12 protein-coding genes are annotated in these 16,948 nt (G+C 61.5%); 6 read left to right on the top strand and 6 right to left on the bottom strand.

Annotated elements, in window-relative coordinates; all coding sequences use genetic code 11:
• Positions 1–23 precede the first annotated feature (23 nt).
• From QLG10_RS04325 to QLG10_RS04305, 5 genes are read left to right on the top strand one after another with little or no spacing between them, the layout of a single operon-like run.
• Entirely contained in the window at positions 24–506 is a 483-nt protein-coding gene (locus QLG10_RS04325; RefSeq protein ID WP_020796178.1) for a hypothetical protein, read from the top strand.
• Entirely contained in the window at positions 503–1,699 is a 1,197-nt protein-coding gene (locus tag QLG10_RS04320) for a beta-ketoacyl-[acyl-carrier-protein] synthase family protein (protein WP_282485717.1), read from the top strand. Before QLG10_RS04325 ends, QLG10_RS04320 begins: the two co-directional genes overlap by 4 nt.
• On the top strand, positions 1,696–2,157 hold the full coding sequence (locus QLG10_RS04315) for a hotdog family protein (RefSeq protein WP_020796176.1): 462 nt from the start codon (positions 1,696–1,698) through the stop codon (positions 2,155–2,157). The genes QLG10_RS04320 and QLG10_RS04315 overlap by 4 nt, the downstream gene beginning before the upstream one ends.
• The gene (gene fabG, locus QLG10_RS04310; protein ID WP_110754696.1) at positions 2,154–2,882 is read left to right on the top strand and encodes a 3-oxoacyl-ACP reductase FabG; all 729 of its coding nucleotides are present in this window, start codon (positions 2,154–2,156) and stop codon (positions 2,880–2,882) included. Before QLG10_RS04315 ends, fabG begins: the two co-directional genes overlap by 4 nt.
• On the top strand, positions 2,882–4,108 hold the full coding sequence (locus QLG10_RS04305; protein ID WP_110754698.1) for a beta-ketoacyl-ACP synthase: 1,227 nt from the start codon (positions 2,882–2,884) through the stop codon (positions 4,106–4,108). Before fabG ends, QLG10_RS04305 begins: the two co-directional genes overlap by 1 nt.
• A gap of 140 nt (positions 4,109–4,248) precedes the next feature.
• Here QLG10_RS04305 and QLG10_RS04300 read toward each other — a convergent pair whose 3' ends face one another.
• Entirely contained in the window at positions 4,249–5,151 is a 903-nt protein-coding gene (locus QLG10_RS04300; RefSeq protein ID WP_110754700.1) for a LysR family transcriptional regulator, read from the bottom strand.
• A 176-nt stretch (positions 5,152–5,327) separates the two neighbouring features.
• On the opposite strand from QLG10_RS04300, the gene QLG10_RS04295 reads away from it, so the two are divergent.
• Positions 5,328–6,545: an MFS transporter gene (locus tag QLG10_RS04295; RefSeq protein ID WP_248678203.1), complete on the top strand. Its 1,218-nt coding sequence runs from the start codon at positions 5,328–5,330 to the stop codon at positions 6,543–6,545.
• Positions 6,546–6,671: 126 nt separating this feature from the next.
• Here the strand turns inward: QLG10_RS04295 and hemE are convergent, their stop codons facing one another.
• From hemE to aroB, 5 genes are all read right to left on the bottom strand, one after another.
• Positions 6,672–7,739, bottom strand: coding sequence for a uroporphyrinogen decarboxylase (hemE, locus tag QLG10_RS04290; RefSeq protein ID WP_110754704.1), 1,068 nt, complete (start codon positions 7,737–7,739; stop codon positions 6,672–6,674).
• Positions 7,740–7,991: 252 nt separating this feature from the next.
• Positions 7,992–9,410: an FAD-dependent oxidoreductase gene (locus tag QLG10_RS04285; RefSeq protein WP_020796157.1), complete on the bottom strand. Its 1,419-nt coding sequence runs from the start codon at positions 9,408–9,410 to the stop codon at positions 7,992–7,994.
• 32 nt (positions 9,411–9,442) lie between these two features.
• Positions 9,443–13,888, bottom strand: coding sequence for a glutamate synthase large subunit (gene gltB, locus QLG10_RS04280; RefSeq protein ID WP_110754706.1), 4,446 nt, complete (start codon positions 13,886–13,888; stop codon positions 9,443–9,445).
• 350 nt (positions 13,889–14,238) lie between these two features.
• The gene (locus QLG10_RS04275) at positions 14,239–15,822 is read right to left on the bottom strand and encodes an AAA family ATPase (protein WP_110754708.1); all 1,584 of its coding nucleotides are present in this window, start codon (positions 15,820–15,822) and stop codon (positions 14,239–14,241) included.
• Positions 15,823–15,832: 10 nt separating this feature from the next.
• Entirely contained in the window at positions 15,833–16,933 is a 1,101-nt protein-coding gene (gene aroB, locus QLG10_RS04270; protein ID WP_110754710.1) for a 3-dehydroquinate synthase, read from the bottom strand.
• Positions 16,934–16,948: the final 15 nt, after the last annotated feature.

The raw sequence follows: 16,948 nt of genomic DNA, 5'->3' as shown, positions 1-16,948 counted from the left end.
AAGCCCGTTGAAGGGTGTGCCTGATGATTCGAGTTCTGCTGCTCGGCTGCATCCTGCTGCTGAGCGCCTGCGCGAGCCAGGCGCCACTGCCCGCGCAGACCCCAAGCATGGCGTTGCCGCTGCAATTGCACATCCAGCGCCTGCAGGCCGAACAACGCCAGGACTGGGTACTGGTCATCCAGCGTGAAGGCCCTGCCATACGCTGGTCGATGATGGACTTGCTGGGTATTCCGCAGGCCCGCCAGAAACTGGTCGATAGCCATTGGCAAGCCGATGGCCTGTTGCCGCCTAACCCGGAAGCCCGTGAGCTGTTCGCCGCGTTGCTGTTTGCACTGACCCCCAGGGATGAACTGCCTGGCAACTATCCAAAGGCGTGGCAATACGGGGCGCAACGCTCGCTGCCAGCGCGCTGGGACGTCCGTTATTCACAACCATTGAGCTTCGAATTGAATTTGCCCAAAGGCCCGAAATATCTAATCACCCCCCTGAGCGGTGACGCACCATGACGGCTTACCTCAATGCCCTCGGGGTCGTCTGCGCCCTGGGCCGTGACAAACACGAAGTCGCCCGCCACCTGTTCGCCGGCGATTGCTCAGGCATGCGCAGCGAAGCCGGCTGGGTGCCGGAGCGGTCATTACCGGTGGGCGCGGTGCGTGGCGATCTCGTGCCGATTCCCGCGGAACTGGCCTGCCAACGCAGTCGTAACAATCAATTGCTGATGGAGGCCACACTGCAAATTCGCGGTGACATCGATCAGGCCATCCAGACCTACGGCCGCGACCGCATCGGCATCGTGCTGGGCACCAGTACGTCGGGCATCGACGAAGCCAGCCAGAGCCTGGCCCGCTACGTGCGCGAACAGCAATTTCCGGCGCAATACGACTATCAGCAACAGGAACTCGGCGCACCGGCAAACTTTCTCGCCGACTGGCTGCAAGTAAGCGGCCCGGCTTATGTGATTTCCACCGCCTGCACCTCCAGCGCACGCGCATTGATGAGTGCCCAGCGCCTGCTCGATCTGGGCGTGTGCGATGTGGTGCTGTGCGGTGGAGTCGACACATTGTGCAAGCTGACGCTCAACGGCTTTTCGGCACTCGAAGCGGTGTCCGGGCAACGCTGCAATCCGTTTTCAGTGAACCGCAACGGCATCAACATCGGCGAGGCCGCCGTGCTGTTCCTGATGAGCAAGCAGCCTGGCGACAGCCAGCCGATTGCCCTGCTTGGCAGTGGCGCCAGTTCCGATGCGCACCACATTTCCGCGCCAGAACCCACCGGCCGCGGCGCCCAACAGGCAATGCGCAAGGCCTTGAGCCGGGCCAGTCTGCGGCCTGAGCAAATCGCCTACCTGAACCTGCATGGCACCGCCACCCAACACAACGACGCCATGGAAAGCCACGCAGTGGCGGCGGTGTTCCCGGCCGGCGTGCCCTGTTCTTCGACCAAGCCCATGACCGGTCATACCCTTGGCGCGGCCGGCGCGCTGGAAGCCGCCTTCTGCTGGTTGAGCCTGAGTGACGACAACCGCAAGCACCTCCTGGCCCCACATGTCTGGGACGGCCAGGCCGATCCCGAGCTACCTGCCCTCAAATGGGTGACTCCCGCCGATCGCCTGGCGTCCATTGGACCTCGCTACCTGATGAGCAACTCCTTCGCCTTCGGTGGCAACAACGTCAGCCTGATTATCGGAGACGCCCCATGATTGACTGGCCGCTCGCCGAACTGCTGCCCCATGCTGGCGACATGATTCTCATCGAGCAGATCCTGGCATTCGATGAAGAGCAGATTCACACACGCCTCAGGGTCAAGCCCGACGGTCTGTTCAACCTCCCCGACGGCAGCCTGCCGGCCTGGGTCGGGATTGAACTGATGGCCCAGAGCGTCGCGGCCTTCGCAGGTTGCCATGCGCGCCAGCGCGGCGATGCAACGCAGCTGGGCTTTTTGCTCGGCTCTCGCAAGTTCGAATGCAACGTCGACCGTTTTCCCGCCGGCACCGAACTGACCCTGCATGGCATCCGCTCGCTGGAAGATGACAACGGCATGGGCGTGTTCGAGTGCCACATCAACGCACCCGGCATTCACGCCAGCGCCCGCCTGAACGTGTATCGCCCGCCTCAGGCGGCTCAATATCTTGATGAATCCGAAGGAGTCCAGTCATGACTGAATTCGTACTGGTCACCGGTTCCAGCCGTGGCATCGGCCGCGCGATTGCCCTGCGCCTGGCCCAGGCCGGGCATGACATCGTGCTGCATTGCCGCAGTGGCCTGGCGGATGCCCAAGCTGTACAAGTGGAAATCGAGGCCCTGGGTCGCACTGCGCGCATCCTGCAATTCGATGTGTCCGACCGCGCCCGCTGCAAAGCCATCCTTGAGGCCGACGTCGACACCCATGGCGCGTACTATGGCGTGGTGCTCAACGCCGGGCTGACGCGTGACGGTGCTTTTCCGGCGCTGAGCGAGGATGATTGGGATAAGGTGATGCGCACCAACCTCGACGGTTTCTACAACGTGCTGCACCCGGTGATGATGCCGATGATCCGTCGGCGCGCCGCCGGGCGAATCGTGTGCATCACGTCGGTGTCCGGCTTGATCGGCAATCGCGGCCAGGTCAACTACAGCGCTTCGAAGGCCGGGTTGATCGGCGCGGCGAAGGCGTTGGCGATCGAGTTGGGCAAGCGCAAGATCACCGTCAACTGTGTCGCACCCGGCCTGATCGACACAGCCATGCTCGATGAAAACGTGCCGGTGGAAGAAATGATGAAAATGATCCCCGCACAACGCATGGGCACCCCTGAAGAGGTGGCCGGCGCGGTGAATTTCCTGATGTCGGCGGAAGCCTCGTACATCACCCGGCAGGTGCTGGCCGTCAACGGAGGCCTGTGCTGATGAAACGTGTCGTCGTCACCGGCATGGCCGGCATCACCTCGCTGGGCAGCGATTGGGCAACCATCGCCGACCACTTCGCAGCCAACCGCAGCGGCATTCGCCGCATGGACGAATGGGACCGCTTCACTGAACTCAATACGCGCCTGGCCGGGCCTATCGATGACTTCATCGTGCCGAGCCACTGGACGCGCAAACAACTGCGCAGCATGGGCCGCGTTTCACGACTGGCCGTGGGCGCTGCGGAGCGGGCGTTGGCCGATGCCGGATTGCTCGATGACGAATCGATCAAGGACGGACGCATGGGTGTTGCCTGCGGGTCCTCCACGGGCAGCACCGACGAGATCAAGGCATTCGGCAACATGCTGCTCAACTCGGTGGCCGAAGGCCTGAACGCCAATTCCTACGTGCGCATGATGCCCCACACCACGGCGGCCAACATCAGCATCTTTTTCGGCCTCACCGGCCGCCTGATCCCCACCTCCAGCGCCTGCACCAGCGGCAGCCAGGGCATCGGCTATGCCTATGAAGCCATCAAGTTCGGGCGCCTGCCGCTGATGCTCGCCGGCGGCGCCGAAGAACTGTGCCCGACCGAAGCCATGGTGTTCGATGCGCTCTACGCCACCAGCCTGAAAAACAACGCACCGCACACTACCCCGCGCCCCTATGACAAAGGGCGCGACGGCCTGGTGATCGGTGAAGGCGGCGGCATGCTGGTGCTCGAAGAACTGGAACACGCGCTGGCACGAGGTGCCCGTATTCATGCCGAGCTCGTTGGTTTCGGCAGCAATGCCGACGGCCAGCACACCACCCGCCCGGAGCAAGTCACCATGCGCCGGGCCATGGAGTTGGCCCTGGAAGATGCGGGCTTGAGCCCTGCCGACATCGGCTACGTCAACGGTCACGGCACGGCCACCGAACAGGGCGACATCGCCGAAACCCTGGCCACCAGCAGCCTGTTCGGCGAACACATGCCGATCAGTTCACAAAAAAGCTTCCTCGGTCACACACTCGGCGCCTGCGGCGCGCTGGAGTCCTGGTTCAGTATCGAAATGATGAACAGCGACCTGTACGTCCATACCCTGAACCTTGATGAAGTCGACCCGCACTGCGGCAAGCTCGACTACCTGCGCGGCGAGTTTCGGCAGATGAGCAATCAGTTTGTGATGAACAATAACTTTGCGTTTGGCGGGGTGAATACGTCGCTGATTTTCAAGCGCTGGGCGTAGGCGGCGAGCGCACTTCAATCCCTTGTAGGAGCGAGCAGGCTCGCGACGGACTAAAGAACGCCGCGTGTCCCCAGGAAACAAACGACATCGTTGACGACCATCGCGAGCAGGCTCTCTCCTACACAGGGACGGTGCAGCCTTCATGGTTTCAACGGCTCAACCTTCCTCGTCAACAACTCCACAAACGCCCGCGCCATCGGCGACTTCTGGTCCTTGCGCTGCACCAGCCACACCGCCGACACCGCTGCCGGATCGAGCAGCGGTCGATAGACCACGCCGTCAATGCGCATCCGCTGATAAGACGCCGGCAGCACCGACACACCCAGCCCCGCGGCCACCAATCCAATGATGGTCATCGCCTCGCCGGCCTCCTGGGCGAAGTGGGGGCTGAATCCGGCGTCCCGGGCCAGACTCAGCAGTTGCGCATACAGGCCGCTACCGTAGCTGCGCGGGAAGAATACGAAGGGCTCGAGGGCCAGGGCTGACAGGAACAAGCCCTCCTCACTGTTCTTCACCAGCGGATGCTTGGAGCTGAGCACCGCGACCAGGGGCTCGCGCATCAGTTCGACGACGCTGAGGGAGTCTGGCAGCCCCAGCGGGCGCATGATCCCGACCTCGATCGACTCATCCACCAGCGCATCGGCCACCTGGGTGCTGCTCATTTCCCGCAAATTCAAATGCACCGCCGGAAAGCGCTGGCGAAACGAAAAAATCGCCTGGGGAATCGTTGAGTTGAATGGTGCCGACGAGGTGAAGCCGATTTTCAGTTCGCCCAACTCGCCCAGCTGCGCTCGCCGCGCCACATCCGCCGCCTTGTCGACCTGCGCCAGCACCAGGCGCGCCTCTTCCAGGAACAGTCGACCGGCCTCGCTCAATTCGACCCGACGATTGGTACGCTCGAACAATCGCGCACCCACTTCCTGCTCCAGGGCCTGGATCTGCTGGCTCAGCGGCGGCTGCGAGATGCCAAGGGCCTGCGCAGCGCGGCCGAAGTGCAATTCTTCGGCGACGGCGATGAAGTAACGCAGATGACGCAATTCCATGAAAACCCCATTAGGTCGTTAAAGCTATCAAACAGGTCGAACAATATATTGGATTGAATCATTAGCCAGCTATATGCTTTTTTCATTCCCTGACGGGCTGCGCTCCTCCGAGGTCCACCGTGAAAACTGCTGTCGCTCCACTTACCCATGAAGTTCCTCCCGCCACACCAGTCGATGTGGCTGCCGAGCTGAAAGAGATCTACATCGAAAAAGGCACGCCAGCCTTCATGCGCACGGTGCTGGCGCTGTTTTGCGGCGGCTTCGCGACGTTTGCCCTGCTCTACTGCGTGCAACCGATGATGCCGCTGCTGTCCCACGAATACTCGATCAACGCGGCGCAGAGCAGCCTGATTCTCTCGGTAGCCACGGGCATGCTTGCCATTGGCCTGCTGATCACCGGCCCGATCTCCGATCGCGTCGGGCGCAAACCGGTGATGGTGGCGGCGCTGTTTGCCGCCGCACTGTGCACCATGGCCAGCGCGATGATGCCGAGCTGGCACGGTGTCCTGGCGATGCGCGCGCTGATTGGACTGTCGTTGAGCGGCCTGGCGGCGGTGGCGATGACCTATTTGAGCGAAGAGATTCACCCGCAGCACATCGGCCTCGCCATGGGTTTGTACATCGGCGGCAACGCCATCGGCGGGATGAGCGGGCGTCTTATCACCGGTGTCTTGATCGACTTCGTCAGCTGGCACACGGCAATGCTGGTGATCGGAGGTCTGGCACTGATTGCGGCAGCAGTATTCTGGAAAATCCTCCCCGAATCGCGCAACTTCCGCGCCCGCTCGCTGCACCCGCGCAGCCTGGTCGACGGCTTTACCATGCATTTTCGCGATGCCGGGCTACCGCTGCTGTTCCTCGAGGCCTTTGTGCTGATGGGTGCGTTCGTCACCCTGTTCAACTACATCGGCTACCGCCTGCTGGCCGAGCCTTACCACATGGAACAGGCCTTCGTCGGATTACTCTCGGTGGTGTACCTCTCAGGTATCTACAGTTCGGCGAAAATCGGCTCGCTGGCCGACAAAATCGGCCGCCGCAAAGTGCTTTGGAGCACTATCGCGCTGATGATCGGCGGTCTCGCCCTGACGATGTTCACGCCATTGCCGCTGGTCATCATCGGCATGCTGGTCTTCACCTTCGGTTTCTTCGGCGCCCACTCCGTCGCCAGCAGTTGGATCGGCCGCCGTGCCACCAAGGCCAAGGGCCAGGCATCCTCCTTGTACCTGTTCAGCTACTACGCAGGAGGAAGCATCGCCGGCACGGCCGGCGGCGTGTTCTGGCACTGGGCTGGCTGGAATGGAATCGGCTTGTTCATTGGTGGACTGCTGGCCGTGGCATTACTGGTCGCCCTGAAGCTGGCAAAGTTGCCGCCGCTGCATGGTGTAAAAGCCTGAAATCGGCCTCCACAAACAAATGTGGGAGCGAGCCTTCTCGCGAAAGGGCTTCACACTCAACATCCTGGCTGACTGATCCACCGCTTTCGCGAGCAGGCTCGCTCCCACATTGAAGCCGGGCGCTGGTTACTCGTGATACTGCGCCGACAACTCATGCACGGCGCGCAAGAACGCACCCGCATGTTCCGGATCGACTTCCGGAGTAATGCCATGGCCGAGGTTGAACACGTGGCCGCTGCCTTTGCCGTAGCTGGCCAGGATACGCCCGACCTCAGCGCGAATGGCTTCAGGCTTGGCGTAGAGCACGGTCGGGTCCATGTTGCCTTGCAGGGCAACTTTGCTGCCGACACGCTCGCGGGCGCTGCCGATGTCGCACGTCCAGTCCAGACCCAGCGCGTCGGCGCCAGCGTCGGCAATGCTTTCCAGCCACAGGCCGCCGTTCTTGGTAAACAGGATGACCGGAACCTTGCGGCCTTCGTGCTCGCGGATCAGGCCGCTGACGATTTTGCGCATATAAGCCAGGGAGAATTCCTGGTACGCCGCCGCCGAGAGGCTGCCGCCCCAGCTGTCGAAGATCTGTACCGCTTGCGCGCCGGCCAGGATCTGGCCGTTGAGGTAGCTGGTGACCGTCTGCGCGAGCTTGTCCAGAAGCAGGTGCAAGGCTTGCGGGTTGTCGTAGAGCATGGTTTTGGTCTTGCGGTAGTCTTTCGACGAGCCGCCTTCGACCATGTAGGTAGCCAGTGTCCATGGGCTGCCGGCGAAGCCGATCAGCGGCACGCGGCCGTTCAGTTCACGGCGAATGGTGCTGACCGCGTCCATCACATAACCCAGGTCTTTCTGCGGATCAGGAATCGGCAGGGCTTCAATGTCGGCCAGGGTGCTGACGACCTTCCTGAAGCGCGGGCCTTCGCCGGTTTCGAAGTACAGGCCCTGGCCCATGGCATCGGGAATGGTCAGGATGTCGGAGAAGAGGATCGCCGCGTCCAGTTGCGGATAGCGGTCGAGCGGCTGCAGCGTGACTTCGCAAGCGAACGCCGGGTTCATGCACAGGCTCATGAAATCGCCGGCCTTGGCACGGCTGGCGCGGTATTCAGGCAGGTAGCGACCGGCCTGACGCATCATCCACACGGGAGTGACGTCTACGGGTTGCTTGAGCAGGGCGCGCAGGAAACGGTCGTTCTTCAGGGCAGTCATGTCGGCATCCGGAAAAAAAGTGCGGGCATTTTCTCAGAGCCGGACGCAAAAGGCACGAATGCAGGTCAGCCTTTTGTCTATCGGGTCAATTTGTCGCGCTGAAACACAGTATTCGTATCACCACCAAACGACTGTGGGAGCGAGCCTGCTCGCGAAGGGGCCTGTAACATCCAACATTGATGTTGACTGACAGACCGCTTTCGCGAGCAGGCTCGCTCCCACAGGGGTATTGCTTTTGGCTCTAGAGCGGGCTTAAACGCCCAGGTAATCCAGGATCCCTTCGGCTGCATTACGGCCTTCGAAGATCGCCGTCACCACCAGGTCAGAGCCGCGAACCATGTCGCCACCGGCGAAGATTTTCGGGTTGCTGGTCTGGTGCTTGTACTGCCCCTGTTCCGGCGCTACTACACGGCCCTGGCTATCGGTCTGGATGCTGAACTGCTCGAACCACGGCGCAGGGCTCGGACGGAAACCGAAGGCGATGACCACGGCGTCGGCCGGGATGATCTCCTCGGAGCCCGGGATCGGCTCGGGGCTGCGACGGCCACGGGCATCCGGCTCGCCGAGACGGGTCTCGACCACCTTCACGCCTTCGACCCTGTCTTCACCGACAATCGCAATCGGCTGGCGGTTGTAGAGGAATTTCACGCCTTCTTCCTTGGCGTTCTTCACCTCTTTGCGCGAGCCCGGCATGTTCGCTTCGTCACGACGATAGGCACAGGTTACCGACTTGGCACCCTGGCGGATCGAAGTACGGTTGCAGTCCATCGCGGTGTCGCCACCGCCGAGTACCACGACCTTCTTGCCTTTCATGTCGACGAAATCTTCCGGCGACTTTTCGAAGCCCAGGTTGCGGTTGACGTTGGCGATAAGGAAGTCCAGGGCGTCGTACACGCCCGGCAGGTCTTCACCGGCAAAGCCGCCCTTCATGTAGGTGTAGGTGCCCATGCCCATGAAAACGGCATCGTATTCTTCGAGCAGTTGCTCCATGGTCACGTCCTTGCCCACCTCGGTGTTGAGGCGGAACTGGATGCCCATGCCGGTGAAGACTTCGCGGCGATTGCTCAGCACGGTCTTTTCAAGCTTGAACTCGGGGATGCCGAAGGTCAGCAGGCCACCGATTTCCGGGTTCTTGTCGAACACCACCGGCGTCACGCCGCCACGCACCAGCACGTCGGCACAGCCCAGGCCCGCCGGGCCCGCGCCGATGATCGCGACACGCTTGCCGGTCGGCTTGACCTTGGACATGTCCGGGCGCCAGCCCATGGCGAACGCGGTGTCGGTGATGTACTTCTCCACCGAACCGATGGTCACCGCGCCGAAACCGTCGTTCAGGGTGCAGGCACCCTCGCACAGACGGTCTTGCGGGCACACCCGGCCGCAGACTTCCGGCAGGGTGTTGGTCTGGTGGGACAGCTCGGCGGCCTGGAGGATGTTGCCCTCGGCCACCAGTTTCAGCCAGTTGGGAATGAAGTTGTGCACCGGGCACTTCCATTCGCAATACGGGTTACCACAACCCAGGCAGCGGTGGGCCTGGTCGGCCGACTGCTGGGGTTTGAACGGTTCGTAGATTTCCACGAACTCTTTCTTGCGTTGACGCAACAGTTTCTTCTTCGGATCCTTGCGCCCGACCTCGATGAACTGGAAGTCATTATTCAGACGTTCAGCCATTTTAAAACCTCATCAAACTCTTCAGGCGCATATCACTGCGGGTTGGCACGGGTGCTGGAAAGCAACGATTTCAGGGAGGCAGCCTTGGGCTTGACCAACCAGAAACGACGCACGTAATCATCGAGGTTCTCGGCGAGTTCACGACCCCACTCGCTGTCGGTTTCCTCGACGTACTCGTTCAGCACGCGTTGCAAATGGCTGCGGTAGGCTTCCATCGCCTCGCCGCTGATCCGCTGGATTTCCACCAGTTCGTGGTTGACCCGGTCAACGAAGGTGTTGTCCTGGTCGAGCACGTAGGCGAAACCGCCGGTCATGCCAGAGCCGAAGTTATAACCGGTCTTGCCCAGGACGCAGACGAAACCACCGGTCATGTACTCGCAGCAGTGATCGCCAGTGCCTTCCACGACGGTGTGGGCACCGGAGTTACGCACGGCGAAACGCTCACCCGCGGTACCGGCGGCGAACAACTTGCCGCCAGTGGCGCCGTACAGGCAGGTGTTGCCGATGATGGCACTGTCCTGGGTCTTGTAGAGGCTGCCCTTGGGCGGAACGATCACCAGCTTGCCGCCGGTCATGCCCTTGCCGACGTAGTCGTTGGCGTCACCTTCCAGGTACATGTTCAGGCCGCCGGCGTTCCATACACCGAAGCTCTGGCCGGCCGTGCCCTTGAAGCGGAACGTGATAGGCGCATTGGCCATGCCCTGGTTGCCGTGCTTACGGGCGATGTCGCCGGAGATCCGCGCGCCGATGGAACGGTCGCAGTTGCAGATATCCAGTTCGAATTCGGCGCCGCTCTTGTCGTTGATCGCCGAGGTGGCCATCTCGACCATTTTCTCGGCAAGCAGGCCTTTGTCGAACGGTGGGTTGCGGTCTACGCCACAGAACTGCGGTTTGTCCGCCGGCACGTGGTCGCTGCCCAGCAACGGGGTCAGGTCGAGGTGATGCTGCTTGGCGGTCTGGCCTTCGAGGACTTCCAGCAGATCGGTACGGCCGATCAACTCTTCGAGGGAGCGCACGCCCAGCTTGGCCAGCCACTCACGGGTCTCTTCGGCGACGTAGGTGAAGAAATTCACCACCATGTCGACGGTACCGATGTAGTGATCCTTGCGCAGCTTCTCGTTCTGGGTCGCGACGCCGGTGGCGCAGTTGTTCAGGTGGCAGATGCGCAGGTATTTGCAGCCCAGGGCGATCATTGGTGCGGTGCCGAAGCCGAAACTTTCAGCGCCGAGGATGGCTGCCTTGATCACGTCGAGGCCGGTCTTCAGGCCGCCGTCGGTCTGCACCCGGACTTTGCCGCGCAGGTCGTTGCCGCGCAGGGTCTGGTGGGTTTCGGCCAGGCCGAGTTCCCACGGAGCGCCCGCGTATTTGATCGAGGTCAGTGGCGATGCGCCGGTGCCGCCGTCGTAGCCGGAGATGGTGATCAAGTCCGCGTAGGCCTTGGCCACACCGGCGGCGATGGTGCCGACGCCCGCTTCCGCTACCAGCTTCACCGAAACCAGCGCCTTCGGGTTGACCTGCTTGAGGTCGAAAATCAGCTGCGACAAGTCTTCGATCGAATAGATGTCGTGGTGCGGCGGTGGCGAAATCAGGGTCACGCCCGGCACTGCATAACGCAGCTTGGCGATCAGGCCGTTGACCTTGCCGCCTGGCAGCTGACCACCTTCGCCCGGCTTGGCGCCTTGGGCAACCTTGATCTGCAGCACTTCAGCGTTGACCAGGTACTCCGGGGTCACACCGAAACGGCCAGTCGCAACCTGCTTGATTTTCGAGCTCTTGATGGTGCCGTAGCGCGCCGGGTCTTCACCACCTTCACCGGAGTTGGAACGCGCACCGAGGCGGTTCATGGCTTCGGCCAGGGCTTCGTGAGCTTCAGGCGACAGGGCGCCCAGCGAGATACCGGCGGAGTCGAAGCGCTTGAGCACCGATTCCAGCGGTTCGATTTCGCTCATGTCCAGCGGGGTGTCGAGGGTCTTGACCTTGAGCAGGTCACGGATCATCGACACCGGGCGGTTATCCACCAGCGAGGTGTATTCCTTGAACTTGCTGTAGTCGCCCTGCTGCACGGCGGCTTGCAGGGTGTTGACCACGTCCGGGTTGTACGCGTGATATTCGCCACCGTGGACGAACTTCAGCAGGCCGCCTTGCTGAATCGGCTTGCGCGGGCTCCAGGCTTCGGTGGCCAAGGCTTTCTGCTCGGCTTCGATGTCGACAAAACGCGCCCCCTTGATGCGGCTTGGCACGCCCTTGAAGCTCAGGTTGCAGACTTCCTCGGACAGGCCGATGGCTTCGAACAACTGTGCGCCACGGTACGAAGTGATGGTCGAGATGCCCATCTTCGAGAGGATCTTGAGCAGGCCCTTGGTGATGCCTTTACGGTAGTTCTTGAACACCTCGTACAGGTCGCCCAACACTTCACCGGTACGGATCAGGTCGCCCAGCACTTCGTAGGCCAGGAACGGATAAACGGCAGAGGCACCGAAACCGATCAACACGGCGAAGTGATGCGGATCGCGAGCGGTCGCGGTTTCCACCAGGATGTTGGAGTCGCAGCGCAGGCCCTTCTCGGTCAGGCGGTGGTGTACCGCGCCGGTGGCGAGGGAGGCGTGGATCGGCAACTTGCCCGGGGCAATGTGACGGTCACTCAGGACGATCTGCGTACGACCGGCGCGCACGGCTTCTTCAGCCTGATCGGCAACGTTGCGGATCGCCGCTTCGAGGCCGACGCTTTCGTCGTAGTTGAGGTCGATTTTCTGACGTTCGAAGCCAGGACGATCGAGGTTCATCAGCGAGCGCCACTTGGCCGGGGAAATGACCGGCGAGCTGAGGATCACGCGCGACGCGTGTTCCGGCGACTCCTGGAAGATGTTGCGCTCGGCACCGAGGCAGATTTCCAGCGACATGACGATGGCTTCACGCAGCGGGTCGATCGGCGGGTTGGTCACCTGCGCGAACTGCTGGCGGAAATAGTCGTAAGGCGTACGCACGCGCTGGGACAGCACGGCCATCGGCGTATCGTCGCCCATCGAGCCCACGGCTTCGTAGCCTTGCTCGCCAAGCGGGCGCAGCACCTGGTCGCGCTCTTCGAACGTGACCTGGTACATCTTCATGTATTGCTTGAGCTGGTCGACGTCGTAGAACGCCGAACCGTGGTCGTTGTCTTCCATGGTCGCCTGGATACGCAGGGCGTTCTTGCGCAGCCATTGCTTATACGGATGACGTGACTTGAGACGGTTGTCGATGGCATCGGTGTCGAGGATCTGACCGGTCTCGGTGTCCACGGCAAAGATCTGGCCAGGCCCCACGCGGCCCTTGGCGATCACGTCTTCAGGCTGGTAGTTCCAGACACCGATTTCCGAAGCCAGGGTGATGAAACCGTTCTTGGTGGTGACCCAGCGCGCCGGACGCAGGCCGTTACGGTCGAGCAGGCACACTGCGTAGCGACCGTCGGTCATTACCACGCCCGCCGGGCCGTCCCACGGCTCCATGTGCATTGAGTTGTACTCGTAGAACGCACGCAGGTCCGGGTCCATGGTCTCGACGTTCTGCCACGCAGGCGGAATGATCATCCGCACGCCGCGGAACAGGTCGATACCACCGGTGACCATCAGCTCGAGCATGTTGTCCATGCTCGAGGAGTCGGAACCGACACGGTTGACCAGCGGGCCGAGTTCTTCCAGATCCATCAGATCGTTGGCGAACTTGGTGCGACGGGCCACGGCCCAGTTGCGGTTGCCGGTGATGGTGTTGATCTCGCCGTTGTGCGCCAGGAAGCGGAACGGTTGGGCCAGCGGCCATTTCGGCAGGGTATTGGTGGAGAAGCGCTGGTGGAACACGCAAATCGAGGTTTGCAGGCGCTCATCGCTCAGGTCTGGATAGAAGGCGGTCAGGTCCGCCGGCATCATCAGGCCTTTATAGATAATGGTCTTGTGCGAAAAGCTGCAGACGTAGTGGTCGGTATCGGCGGCGTTGGCCACCGATGAACGACGACGAGAGGTGAACAGCTTGACGGCCATGTCCTGGTCGCTCAGGCCTTCGCCACCGATGAACACCTGCTCGATCTGTGGCAGGCGCTCAAGGGCCAGGCGGCCGAGGACGCTGGTGTCGATCGGCACTTTGCGCCAGCCGACCAACTGCAGGCCGGCAGCCAGGATCTCGCGGTTCATGTTCTCGCGAGCGGCTTGGGCCTTGACCGGGTCCTGGTTGAAGAAAACCATGCCCACCGCGTATTGCTTGGGCAGTTCGACGCCGAAGGTTTCCTGGGCGATGGCTCGCAGGAACACGTCCGGCTTTTGAATCAGCAGACCGCAACCGTCACCGGTCTTGCCGTCAGCATTAATCCCACCGCGGTGGGTCATGCAGGTCAGGGCCTCGATGGCCGTTTGCAAAAGGGTATGACTGGGCTCGCCCTGCATATGGGCAATCAGGCCGAAACCGCAGTTATCCTTGAATTCATCTGGTTGGTACAGACCTGCTTTCATAGACACTTTCTCACCAGGCTGCCCCTTATCGAGGCAAATTTCTTTTCAATTCAACCACTTACCATCCGCGCCGAACGTACGCCAGCTTTGCGGGGGCAAAAGGGAGGTCATTGTACACACCGACACTTGGCCTCACAAATTTGGCGACGAAATGTCGCAAATCTATGTCGCATTTGTGAAAGGTTTAAAGCGATCTGCTGTGCTAGTCAAAACTTTTTTTAATTTTGACCGCTACGACTCAAAGACTACTGTGACGCAGACACCACAAGGCACGCAGCCCGGAAGGTTGCGCGCACTTGTAGAAATTTTGAGGTGCTTGGAGAGGCGGCCTGGGTAAGGCCGCCGAATCTTCAGCGAGTTGTTGCCAGTTCCTGTTGGACGCTGGCGACAGTGCGAGGCCAAGGTTTACCAGCCTGGACCTTCGCTGGCAAGGCCTTGATGGCGGAAACGGCTGCATCACGATTGGCGAAGTTGCCATAGGTGATCACGTAGAGCGGTTTGCCGTTGAGGACTTTCTTGAAATAACGGTACTCGCCGCCTTGCTCCTTGACGAAGCTTTGCGCGGCCGTTTCCGAGCTGGTGCCGAGGATCTGCACCACGTAGTTGCCCGGCGCCTGACCGGCGTACCAGGTGCCACCGGCAGCCTTGGCAGCGGTCGCTGGCTTCTCGGCCGGCTTGGCAGCAACGGCGGCTGGCTTGGCTGGCGCTGGAGCTGGAGCCGGCTTGGCAACCGGAGCAGGCGCTGGCTTGGCGGTAGCGACCTGGGTCGGTGCAGGCGTCGGTTTGGCGGTTGGCGTTGGCGCAGGACCGGCTGGAACACCCGCTGGCGGTGCAATGGTGGTCACGGTCGGCGGCGTCGCGCTGGAACCCTCGACCGGCACGCCGTCATCGCCCTCGGTAATGCCACCCGCCGCTTCGGCCAATGGCGCCCGCATGACGGGCTGCGAATTACCGACCAACGGCAATGGCGTTGGTTGCGTATTGCCCGCGAACTCGACGGCCGGAGCACCGCCCGACGAACCCTGGCCAAGCGGCAGTTGCGCCTGTTCATTGGCAGGCGCACCCGTGGTCGGTGCCTTGCTGCGACCGGGCATCAACCAGGCGGCGGCTACCGCGACCACAACGACGGCGGAAATCGCCAATACGTGTTTCTTCGGCATATTGAACCCCATACTTGGACGCTTCACCGCTGAGCGGCTGGCAATCATGGCTTCGATCATCGCATCGCGGGCAACCTGATTGATGTTGCCAGGCCAACCCTCGGAGCTTTCGTGAATATCAGAGATCTGATTTACAGTGAAAAGTTCGATACCCCGGCCGGCGCCTTCAAGCCGCTGCTCCAGGTATTCACGCGTTTCCTCTTCGGTGTAAGGCTGCAGCTCGATAACGTGGAAGCGTTCTTCCTCAAGTTGCAAGGCCTCAAGCTGAGCGATCATCGAAGACTCGCCGAACAGGAACACATGCGGACGGCCTTCCGGAGCTCCTGCGGCCAGGGCCATCAAGGCTTCAAGCGCAGACTCGTCGAGCTGCTCGGCGTCATCGACCAGCAGATAGACTTCCTGCCCAGTCAGAGCAAGCTGCACCACCTGTTTCAGAATTGCCCCGATCTCAGCCTGGGCAACGTCCAGTGCCTGGGCAACCTGGCGCAACACGCCAGCCGAATCACCCGCACCACGGGCGGAAACCACCACGCTTTGCACGGTCTGCTTGTTGGTACTGGCCACCAGGGCCTGACGCAGCAGGGTCTTGCCACTGCCATGCGGACCTGTGACCACCAACAGCAACTGGCTGTAACGCGCCAGATGGTGCAACTGCCCCAGCACCGGCTTGCGCTGGGCAGGGAAAAACTTGAAGCCAGGGACCCGTGGAGCAAAAGGGTCATGACTCAACTGGTAGTGGCCGAGGAAAGCCTCGTCGGCATGCAAACTAGTCATCGCGTTCTTATTAACCTTTAAGCTGAGCCAGGGCGCGGTAATCCGCTCCCAGCGTGGCCTGTAGAACCTCTTTCGGATAATCGTCGGTCACTACCGCTTCGCCCATGTGGCGCAGCAGCACCAGGCGCAAACGACCGTCGATCACTTTCTTGTCAATTGCCATGTGTTCGAGAAAATCGGCTGCCGTCATTTCTTCAGGCGGAATAACCGGCAAGCCGGCGCGCTGGAACAGGCGAATGCCGCGATCGCGTTCCTGTTCGCTGATCCAGCCCAGGCGCGCGGACATCTCCAAAGCCATGACAGTGCCAGCAGCCACCGCTTCACCATGTAGCCAGACACCATAGCCCATGTGGGTCTCGATGGCGTGACCGAAGGTGTGCCCCAGGTTGAGCGTTGCCCGTACTCCCGTCTCTTTCTCGTCGGCGCCGACCACGGCAGCCTTGGCCGCACAGGAGCGCTCGATGGCATAGGTGAGGGCTTGCTGATCCAGGTTGCGCAGGCGGTCGACGTTGTCTTCGAGCCAGGTCAGGAACGGCTCATCGCAGATCAACCCGTACTTGATGACTTCGGCCAGGCCGGCGGACAGCTCGCGGGCCGGCAGCGTATTGAGGGAGGCGGTGTCGATAAGCACGACGTTCGGCTGATAGAAGGCGCCGACCATGTTCTTGCCCAGCGGATGATTGATACCGGTCTTGCCTCCCACCGAAGAGTCGACTTGCGACAACAGCGTGGTGGGAACCTGGATGAAATCGACACCGCGCTGGTAGCAGGCAGCCGCGAAACCGGCCATGTCGCCAATCACGCCGCCACCCAGGGCGATCACCGTGGTGCGCCGATCGTGCCGTGCGGTCAGCAGACCGTCGAAAATCAATTGCAGGGTTTCCCAGGTCTTGAAGGCCTCGCCGTCGGGCAACACCACGGAAATCACCGAGAACTGCGCAAGGCTGCGGGTCAGGCGTTCGAGATAGAGCGGCGCAACGGTTTCATTGGAAATGATTGCCACTTGCCGTCCGCGAATATGCGGGGCCAGCAGTTCAGGCTGGTCCAACAAACCTTCGCCAATATGAATCGGGTAGCTGCGCTCGCCTAGATCGACCTTGAGTGTCTGCATGTGTCCCCACAGTGA

Origin of the sequence: Pseudomonas sp. V98_8, assembly GCF_029967975.1 — a bacterium.
Taxonomy (GTDB): Bacteria; Pseudomonadota; Gammaproteobacteria; order Pseudomonadales; family Pseudomonadaceae; genus Aquipseudomonas; species Aquipseudomonas umsongensis.
This window is presented reverse-complemented; position numbering and strand designations above follow the sequence as displayed.

Excerpts from the sequence above, each read along its gene's own strand:
- QLG10_RS04325 (WP_020796178.1), top strand. The coding sequence starts at position 24 with ATGATTCGAGTTCTGCTGCTCGGCTGCATCCTGCTGCTGAGCGCCTGC.
- QLG10_RS04320 (WP_282485717.1), top strand. The coding sequence starts at position 503 with ATGACGGCTTACCTCAATGCCCTCGGGGTCGTCTGCGCCCTGGGCCGT.
- QLG10_RS04315 (WP_020796176.1), top strand. The coding sequence starts at position 1,696 with ATGATTGACTGGCCGCTCGCCGAACTGCTGCCCCATGCTGGCGACATG.
- fabG (WP_110754696.1), top strand. The coding sequence starts at position 2,154 with ATGACTGAATTCGTACTGGTCACCGGTTCCAGCCGTGGCATCGGCCGC.
- QLG10_RS04305 (WP_110754698.1), top strand. The coding sequence starts at position 2,882 with ATGAAACGTGTCGTCGTCACCGGCATGGCCGGCATCACCTCGCTGGGC.
- QLG10_RS04300 (WP_110754700.1), bottom strand. The coding sequence starts at position 5,151 with ATGGAATTGCGTCATCTGCGTTACTTCATCGCCGTCGCCGAAGAATTG.
- hemE (WP_110754704.1), bottom strand. The coding sequence starts at position 7,739 with ATGACTGCCCTGAAGAACGACCGTTTCCTGCGCGCCCTGCTCAAGCAA.
- QLG10_RS04285 (WP_020796157.1), bottom strand. The coding sequence starts at position 9,410 with ATGGCTGAACGTCTGAATAATGACTTCCAGTTCATCGAGGTCGGGCGC.
- gltB (WP_110754706.1), bottom strand. The coding sequence starts at position 13,888 with ATGAAAGCAGGTCTGTACCAACCAGATGAATTCAAGGATAACTGCGGT.
- QLG10_RS04275 (WP_110754708.1), bottom strand. The coding sequence starts at position 15,822 with ATGACTAGTTTGCATGCCGACGAGGCTTTCCTCGGCCACTACCAGTTG.
- aroB (WP_110754710.1), bottom strand. The coding sequence starts at position 16,933 with ATGCAGACACTCAAGGTCGATCTAGGCGAGCGCAGCTACCCGATTCAT.